The 8,328-nt window shown below is 34.7% G+C and carries 11 protein-coding genes; 8 read left to right on the top strand and 3 right to left on the bottom strand.

The window, feature by feature from the left end; genetic code table 11:
* Window positions 1-239 precede the first annotated feature (239 nt).
* Entirely contained in the window at window positions 240-665 is a 426-nt protein-coding gene (locus V7161_RS29475) for a MaoC family dehydratase (RefSeq protein WP_027323056.1), read from the top strand.
* A 443-nt stretch (window positions 666-1,108) separates the two neighbouring features.
* Complete coding sequence (locus tag V7161_RS29470) at window positions 1,109-1,309, top strand: cold-shock protein (protein WP_007083691.1); 201 nt, start codon at window positions 1,109-1,111, stop codon at window positions 1,307-1,309.
* A 253-nt stretch (window positions 1,310-1,562) separates the two neighbouring features.
* On the opposite strand, the gene V7161_RS29465 is transcribed toward V7161_RS29470, so the two are convergent.
* Both V7161_RS29465 and V7161_RS29460 read right to left on the bottom strand, forming a co-directional pair.
* Window positions 1,563-1,841, bottom strand: coding sequence for an HU family DNA-binding protein (locus V7161_RS29465; RefSeq protein WP_179602077.1), 279 nt, complete (start codon window positions 1,839-1,841; stop codon window positions 1,563-1,565).
* Between the two features lie 172 nt (window positions 1,842-2,013).
* Window positions 2,014-2,406: a DUF3888 domain-containing protein gene (locus tag V7161_RS29460; protein ID WP_335716322.1), complete on the bottom strand. Its 393-nt coding sequence runs from the start codon at window positions 2,404-2,406 to the stop codon at window positions 2,014-2,016.
* Window positions 2,407-2,665: 259 nt separating this feature from the next.
* Between V7161_RS29460 and sda the strand changes: the two genes are divergently transcribed.
* The 5 genes from sda (at window position 2,666) to V7161_RS29435 (ending at window position 6,795) form a co-directional block, all read left to right on the top strand.
* The gene (gene sda / locus V7161_RS29455; RefSeq protein ID WP_335716321.1) at window positions 2,666-2,824 is read left to right on the top strand and encodes a sporulation histidine kinase inhibitor Sda; all 159 of its coding nucleotides are present in this window, start codon (window positions 2,666-2,668) and stop codon (window positions 2,822-2,824) included.
* 233 nt (window positions 2,825-3,057) lie between these two features.
* Window positions 3,058-4,098, top strand: coding sequence for a DUF3231 family protein (locus tag V7161_RS29450; protein ID WP_335716320.1), 1,041 nt, complete (start codon window positions 3,058-3,060; stop codon window positions 4,096-4,098).
* Between the two features lie 293 nt (window positions 4,099-4,391).
* Window positions 4,392-4,904: a GNAT family N-acetyltransferase gene (locus tag V7161_RS29445; protein WP_335716319.1), complete on the top strand. Its 513-nt coding sequence runs from the start codon at window positions 4,392-4,394 to the stop codon at window positions 4,902-4,904.
* A gap of 224 nt (window positions 4,905-5,128) precedes the next feature.
* The gene (locus V7161_RS29440; protein ID WP_335716318.1) at window positions 5,129-5,626 is read left to right on the top strand and encodes a GNAT family N-acetyltransferase; all 498 of its coding nucleotides are present in this window, start codon (window positions 5,129-5,131) and stop codon (window positions 5,624-5,626) included.
* A gap of 170 nt (window positions 5,627-5,796) precedes the next feature.
* Window positions 5,797-6,795: a DUF3231 family protein gene (locus V7161_RS29435; RefSeq protein ID WP_335716317.1), complete on the top strand. Its 999-nt coding sequence runs from the start codon at window positions 5,797-5,799 to the stop codon at window positions 6,793-6,795.
* Window positions 6,796-7,094: 299 nt separating this feature from the next.
* Here V7161_RS29435 and V7161_RS29430 read toward each other — a convergent pair whose 3' ends face one another.
* The gene (locus V7161_RS29430) at window positions 7,095-7,481 is read right to left on the bottom strand and encodes a hypothetical protein (protein WP_420491692.1); all 387 of its coding nucleotides are present in this window, start codon (window positions 7,479-7,481) and stop codon (window positions 7,095-7,097) included.
* A 378-nt stretch (window positions 7,482-7,859) separates the two neighbouring features.
* Here V7161_RS29430 and V7161_RS29425 point away from each other — a divergent pair, with 378 nt between their 5' ends.
* Window positions 7,860-8,039, top strand: coding sequence for a hypothetical protein (locus tag V7161_RS29425; protein WP_335716316.1), 180 nt, complete (start codon window positions 7,860-7,862; stop codon window positions 8,037-8,039).
* Window positions 8,040-8,328 lie beyond the last annotated feature (289 nt).

Below are 8,328 nucleotides of genomic sequence, written 5' to 3'. Positions count from 1 at the left end.
AACGGGTGCAAGAGTTAAACAAGAGGTTGCTGCAGCAGCGTCTTGTTTTCTTATTGAACTTACGAAACAGGATAGTTAAATAAGGTATTTACAATTGCAAAGATGAATTATATATATCCCCAAAAAAGTATTCTTTTCTATTGATTTTAGAGGATTTTGAGTATTTTTTTAACTTGATGTGCATTTGATGCTACCTTAATATAAACAAGTGCAAAAGTTTCTAAATAAGAGGTGTAATTATGAAGTTTGATGAGTTTACAGTTGGACAAGTGTTTGAAACTAAGTCCTTCAAAATGACAAAAGCGGATATTATGAGATTTGCAGGAGAATTTGATCCTCAATATATGCATTTAGATGAGGAAAAAGCAAAGCAGGGGAGATTTGATGGAATCATCGCTTCCGGACTACATACATTAAGCATTTCAGTAAGGCTTTGGATTGAACAAGGTATCTATGGTGATGATATCATCGCTGGAACAGGGATGAATAATTTGAAATTTATAAAACCGGTGTATCCTGGTGATGAATTGTATACCATCGCCGAGGTTATCGATAAGAAAGAGACGAAGAATGAATCGGGAATCATTACTGTATTGTTATCTACTTACAACGATAAAGAAGATAAAGTATTAGAAGTAGACCTGTCGGGATTGATTAAGCGATGATGTGTTGTAATTGAAAATAAGTGAAATAATCTACACAAGTCAATTACGGCTTATGGGTTGAGTATTTTCGTAATTACATTTTTGGAAAGGGTTTTATTCCACTACCATGGAAGAACGGTTTAAAATTCCATCCTTTGTGGTGAAGCTGTGTCTTCATGGATGGCTAACGGGTGCTTTAACTCAATAACGAGTTATTTAATAAGCCGAGAATATGTGAGTTTTTATTCTTTACTTGTTTACTTTCGGCTTATTTGCTAGAAAGTGACATAAATTCACATAATGGATTGTAATCTTGCAAACACATTCAAAAAATGGTATTCTAAGGAAGAATTATTTTTGTTCGGTGTAAAGGATAGTATTAGTTGAACTTTTCATCTAAATGATCACTGGGAGCAAGGATAGTAATATATGTGTGCAAAAGCACACAGCAGGAGGAAACACACTTGGAACAAGGTAAAGTAAAATGGTTTAACGCAGAAAAAGGTTTTGGATTTATCGAACGCGAAGCTGGAGACGATGTATTCGTTCACTTCTCAGCAATCCAAAGCGAAGGTTTCAAATCTTTAGACGAAGGTCAAGCAGTTACTTTTGAAGTAGAGCAAGGTCAACGTGGACCCCAAGCTACTAACGTTCGTAAAGCTTAATAATAAATAATAATGTTGGATATAGACAGGCTCTATTTTAGAGTCTGTTTTTTATTTACCTTAAAAACAAGGAACCCCACTCACGAATGAGTGGGGAACATGTAAACAGTAAATCAAATGGTAAATAAAGTGTATCACATAAACACGAAATCTCCTAATTATCATAGGTCATATAGATTTCTGAACTGATTTAGTTAAGAGTGACTTAAATGGTCATTCATTTTTTGTATGCAACACTAATGATCATTATTTATTACTTTTCAGCTACTGCATCTTTAAGAGCTTTACCAGCCTTAAAAGCGGGAACTTTTCCAGCTGCTATCTGAATTTCTTCCCCAGTTTGTGGATTTCGACCTGTACGTGCAGCACGTTCACGAACCTCAAAATTACCGAAGCCAATCAATTGAACTTTATCACCATTTTTTAATGCTTCCAAAATAGTATCAAAAACTGCATCTACTGCTTTAGATGCTTCTTTCTGTGAAAGTTCTGCGGTTTTTGCTACTTGATTAATGAAATCTGTTTTATTCATTTTATAATCACTCCTTTAAAGACTTTACAATCCACAGGGGACGTACCTTAGTTGTAACATAGCGTACATTAGTTCGCAACTCTAACCTTATTTTTCTTGTTCAAGTAAAGGAGCAGTTAGCTGAAGAATATTCCCGAAGAAAAAGCAGCCTTCTTACAAAGGATGCGTGCATTTAGTTGATTCGTTTTGGCTTTAGCCTTCTTTTTTTGAAATCAATAGCCTGCCACTCTATGGTTTTTTCATTACTAAAAGTGATCGTAACTAAATCATTGGGAGGACCGTGAGCACTTTCAAATGTTGTTACCTGCACGGTGACATTAAATAAGTAACTGCCTATTGGCAGCTGCTTAATTTGTGTTATTTTACCACACATATTTTGTTTTATTTCGCCATATTGCTTCTTCAATTCCTGTTGAATTGAGGGATAAAGCATAATGAAAATCAAGTCATCACGCAACTGTACATCATTTTTAGTTACTGTTTCAGCTTTAACGGGTAAATAAGAGAAAAGGGTTAAGAAGGCAATCAATATTAAAAGACCCAATATTAAAAGATCCTTTTTCATAAAAACCCTCCATTCCAGTTTCTCTTTATAATGAACATTTTAAGAAATTCTTATTAAGCTATCGGGGCAGTTAGTGACAGAAGAGGTTGGAGAGGATATCAATATGTTTTTTGATGGACCATAATTGTTCTTTTAAACCCCTACTGATGCTTTTAGAATTTGTTCCCTGGAGTTAAAAAATAATATAATATCAACAAAGTCATCTGAGAAAGAAGGCTCAAGGAAGAATGAACTTTTTTACAGAAAGTAATGAAGTGTAATGGATTATGCATGGTTTTATGTTGAGGATGAATTGTTATTGAAAATTTATCGAACAGCAATTGATCAGCAGCTAGGAATGGAATTTATTGGATTTGTGTATAAAGAAATCTCTAGACGAAAGATTCCTCCAAGAGAATACCTAAAAAGGATTAAATGAAACATTTGGGAGAGAAATAATTGAAGTGTTTGACTGATGAACAAATGATTGATGCGTATGGATAAGAGTTTACGGGTGGTTTATTCTATTTAGCACAAAATTTATCTATATTATTTAAGTTACGAATGAATTTCTCATTAGGCACTTAACGTGAATTACTTTAATCAGAATATAAATTAAAAAGAGGAAAAATACTAAGCAAAGTTAAATTCCTGGATGAAGGTGAATTAGTCATGGATACGACGCTTAAACCAATCAATTTAAGTTCAGACAAACTTAACTCTGGAGCACCATTAACATCTGTAGAAATGGCGAAACTTTGGGCTACATATATGGGGAACAGCATGTCGAAACGGATTTTGACCTATTATCTGAAACATGTTGAGGATCAGGATATTAAAACGTTGCTTGAAAATGGATTGAAATTAGCAACCGAGTTTATGAAAGAGACGGAACGGATTTTCAATACGGAGAATTTCCCTATTCCTATCGGATTTACAGAAAAGGACGTGAATCTGGAATCTCCCCGGTTATATCAAGATGAATTTTATGTCCATTACTTGAAATATGCCGCCAAAGCGGGACTAAGCCTATATGCCGTTGCTGTTCCATTGGTTTTGCGAAAAGATATCAGGGAATTTTTTTATGAGTGTACTTCAGCTACCTCTAAATTTTTAGAACAGCTCAATATAACTTTAATCAGCAAAGGCTTTATTTTAAAACCTCCCGTCTTGCCCGTACCTGAAAAAGTGGATTTTATAGAAAAACAAAACTATTTAAAAGGTTTCATGGGGGATATCCGTCCACTGCATGGATTAGAAGTCACCCATCTTTTTGACAACATTGAAAATAATAGTACAAGCAAAGCTTTGTTATTGGGATTTCATCAAGTCGTAAGAAATAATAAGGTAAAGCAATTATTTAAAAAAGGCTTGGACATCACTGAAAAATCCCTTAAGCAATTCAGTGAGAAACTTACCGTTGATAATCTCCCAGCCCCAACACGCTTAGATCATTTGGTTACAGACTCGCTAATTTCACCTTTTTCAGACAAAATAATGTTATTTCACAAGGTGGATATGTTTTCGATGAAGATAAGAGCATTTGCAAACTCCATTGCCGTCAATGGAAGAAGAGATATTGCTTTAATGTATGGCAGAAATATCGTTAATGTTTTTGCATTTGTCGAAGATGGTGCCCAAATTTTGATCAAACATGGCTGGATGGAGCAGCCTCCAAAAACAATTGACCGAGTGCACTTAGCGGCTGAATAGAACTGCTTAAATGATTTTAAAACAGACGGATTGAGTGTTAGACAAATGTGAATTCCAATAGATTAATTTTTCAGCTTATTGTGTACATGTTGGTTGTATCTATTCATCAGAATTAACGATTTGCGGGGGATTATTCTAACGGGTGCAAGAGTTCAAGATGGATCGCTGCGGCGGTCTTTTTTTGCTTGTTGTGCTAACGAAGCAGGTTAGTTAAACAACAATATCATTAAATAGAGGATTTTTAACTTTCGTAAAGAAAGAGTAAATAACAAGTAGTGAGGGGTAAAGAAAGTTTGGAAGCAAGTAACCATATCATTCAGATAAAGCCTTGGCAGGATAATGACCTTGATTTACTTTTTCGTATAAACGCTCCAGAAATGATGCAGCATCTTGGAGGTCCAGAAAGTAAAGAGCAGATTTTGAAACGACATAAACGATATCTTGAGCTTGGTAATAGAGGGCGTATGTTCAGCATTATATTGTTACCAGAATTAGAACCAGTAGGTTCTGTGGGTTATTGGCAAACTACTTGGAATAATGAAAGTGTATATGAAACTGGATGGAGCATTCTACCCTCGTATCAAGGGAAAGGAATAGCTACAAAAGCAGTAAAGTTAGCAATGGAAGAAGCATTAAGTGAGAACAAAAATAAATTCATTCACGCATTCCCATCGATTGATAATCCTGCTTCTAATGCAATTTGTCGGAAGCTTAGCTTTCAGTTTATCTCTGAATGTGAATTTGAATATCCTCCAGGAAACTTTATGCGGTGCAAAAATTGGCGTTATAACTTAATTGGACAATAACTGATTTTTCAGTTCTAAATTTTTAAAAAAGTTTGTGAAGAAATGTACTTAAGCTAACGGGTGCAAGAGTTCAAGATGGGATCGCTGCGGCGGTCTTTTTCTTGTTTAGCTACCGGAGCAGGTTAGTTCAATAAGACCACGTCTTCGTTTACTTATTTACTAGGCAGGTAATTTGCATAAGATAACGAATTATATTCGATATTAAATTTTCTTAGGGGAGTTTTATGTTAATCAGAGAAATAAAGACTGACGATGCTGAAAGTTTTATAAAATTAATTAAGAAGGTTGAAAGTGAGTCCAAATTTTTGCTCCTTGAACCAGGAGAAAGAAAAATTGTAGAAGAGGAACAGAAAAAAAGAATAGAGATAGTGAATAAATCGTACAATTCGACCATACTTATCGCAGAAGAGGATGAGCAATTAATTGGGTATCTTATTGCGATGGGCAGTAATGCCAAAAGAAACAAACATTCTGTATATCTTGTTATTGGAGTTTTAGCCGAATATCGAAGGCGTGGAATAGGAACAAAACTATTTGAACAATTAGAGAAGTGGGCAAAAGAGCATAATATTCATCGTTTAGAACTAACCGTAGTAACTAAAAATCAAGCAGGTTTACAGCTATATAAAAAAATGAGATTTGAAATTGAAGGAACAAAAAGACAATCACTCTTCATAGACGGCAAATTTGTTGATGAATACTATATGTCTAAACTTTTATAATGAATCTTCTTTAACTAAGGGTTGCTTGAGTTGAACACGTCACTGCGACAACTCTTTTTTGCTTGTTAAGCTAACGGGGCAGTTTAGCACAATAAGGAGAATAAGTAGGAATATAAACATATACAAGGGAGAAACATAAAAATATCTTTGAAAATGGAGTGATTTTCTAAATGAGTTCTCCCGAAAGTGTCAAACTTACTTCGTCAGAAATGGCTTCCTTGTGGAGTGAATATATTAGTCACACTCATAATAGTTGTGTGTTGCAATACTTTATTGCAAAAGCAGAAGATATTGAAGTATTGGATGTATTGAAAAAGACCTTTCAAATTGTAGAAAATCTTAAGGACAATACTAAACAGATATTACAAGTAGAAAATGTACCAATTCCAATTGGGTTTGGTAGTCAGGATGTTGATGTTAATGCCCCACGACTATTTTCAGATTCCTTTTTTTTAAAGTACATAAAGAATTTATCAAGAATAATGGTAGTAACTTATGGTTTAATGTATACGTTGTCTACTCGTAAAGATATTAGAGAACATTTTAAGAAATGCTTATCAGAAGCAACCACAGTTTTTGATGATGTTAGTGACGTATTATTAGATAAAGGGTTATATACAAGACCCCCATTCATTGAACCGCCAAAGAAATCGGACTTTATTGAAGATAAAGATTATCTAAATGGGATAGATTTGTTCGGAAACCAAAGATATTTAAATGCAGTTGAAATATCTCATTTATATGGAAATATTGAAGCGAATGTAATAGGCATAGCGTTAACTAAAGGTTTCGCACAAACAGCAGATTTTAAAGAAGTTCGTGAATTCATGCAAAAAGCAGCAGATTTAGCCGAAAAAATAATTAATGAGCATACTCAATTTTTAACAGGTAGTGACCTTCCTGCCCCTATGCCATCAGACACACAAGTTTTTAGCTCCATGCACCCTCCGTTTTCCGATAAATTGATGATGTATCAAATTACTATTTTATCGGCAGCTGGACTTTCTGATTATGCTACGTCATTAGCTACTAGTCAGAGGAATGATTTAAAAAGACATTACTTGGATTTGTTAGGGGATACTGCAAAATTAGCAAAAAAGGCTGAATCTCTAATGGTTGAAAATAAATGGAAAGAGCAACCACCTCAACAAGATAAAATAAAATATTAAAGATTGACCACCAGTGTTATAACTTTAAACTTTCACTGTCTGTATAGCAGACAGTTTTTATTTTTAGCTGCCGTTTACTTCAGTTAGTTATGAACAAAAACAAGAGTTTGTAAAGAATTACACTTAACCTAACGGGTGCTTGAGTTCAATAAGGGTTAGGTTCTGCGGCAGCCTTTTTTTGTTGTTCCACTATTGGGCAAGTTAGCTGGAGAAGGAATAGACGGGATTGCATAGAATAATTGTCCATAGAAAAAGGACTACTTAATTAATAGTCCCACATGTGAAAAGTTTTATTGTTTTTAAAAAATTCTTCTATTAATTAGTGTGCATCGTCGTGCACCCCTGTTGATTAAAGCCCGTGCTTGTCCTAGTGAAATTCTGACAAGTACTGCTTGGTCCATGCCGCCGACTTCTACATCAAACACAGCAAATGCCTCTCCATCCACAATAAATACACATTCCACATCTCTAATATTAAATCCATCAAAGTTGTTTAAAACTGTACATTCCATAACTCCTGCATTTATTAAAGTAGTTGCCTCTCGTGCGGAAATCCGAATAAACACGAATTCCTCGATGTCAACATTACCTGCTTCCACTTCAATTTCGGCTAAAAGAAAGAAACCATTTCTTCTCGTGCGGAGTACACAATTTGCCCCTATTGAAACAATATCATCCATACTCATATTCAAAACCCCCTTTCTACTATTAAATTCCGTAGTGAAGGAAAGGTGTGGACAAAATATAAATTAATTTTGTTTATCTATTTAAATTATGTTAGGGACCCTACGAGATGAATTGGGAGCAGGAATTCTTATGTGAAAAGAAGGTTGAATTTTCTTTTTAAGCTAACGGGTGCAAGAGTTTAAGACGGATCGCTGCGGCGGTCTTTTTTGCTTGTTATGCTAACGGGGCAGTTTAGTGGAAGAAGGAATTATTTGGGTGAAAAGAGAATTAAAGAATTATGGTAATAAATTACACAAAATGTGATTCTTATATGTTTAAAGTAACGTTGCAATAGAATTGAAGAACGGATAAAGTTTCTATTTTATGGAGGTGTTGGAATGAAACTTAACAAAATAAACGTCTTAGGATGGTTAATTATTATATTTTTGGGTATAAGTGAATTCTTTTTTAAAGAAGAACTATCAATGATAACGACAGGTTTAGGTGGACTTATATGTGTAATTATTGGTTCAACTTTAGTTTTCTATAAAGGTAAAAAAGGAACAGCCAAACATTAGAAAATATGAATTTCGTTCTAAGTTTGTGAAAAAATGTACTTAAACTAACGGGTGCGTTCGTATTATGGGGTTAACCAGTTTTTACTGGTTGACCTTTTTTATATAGGACCTATTATTTCAGTAGCCAGGGTAGAACGTACGGGTGCGTGGGAGATTGATCTCGTCAACTAAACTGTTCGCCCCCTACTTGTGGAATGATGTTTGAGGCTGGTTGGGACATTTGATCTCGTATAACAAGCGAAGCTATGGAACTACAAGGAGGAATAGGGGTAACTGGTGACTAAAACTG

Origin of the sequence: Neobacillus drentensis (genome assembly GCF_036965425.1) — a bacterium.
In the GTDB taxonomy this organism is placed as follows: domain Bacteria; phylum Bacillota; class Bacilli; order Bacillales; family Cytobacillaceae; genus Neobacillus; species Neobacillus drentensis_F.
This window is presented reverse-complemented; position numbering and strand designations above follow the sequence as displayed.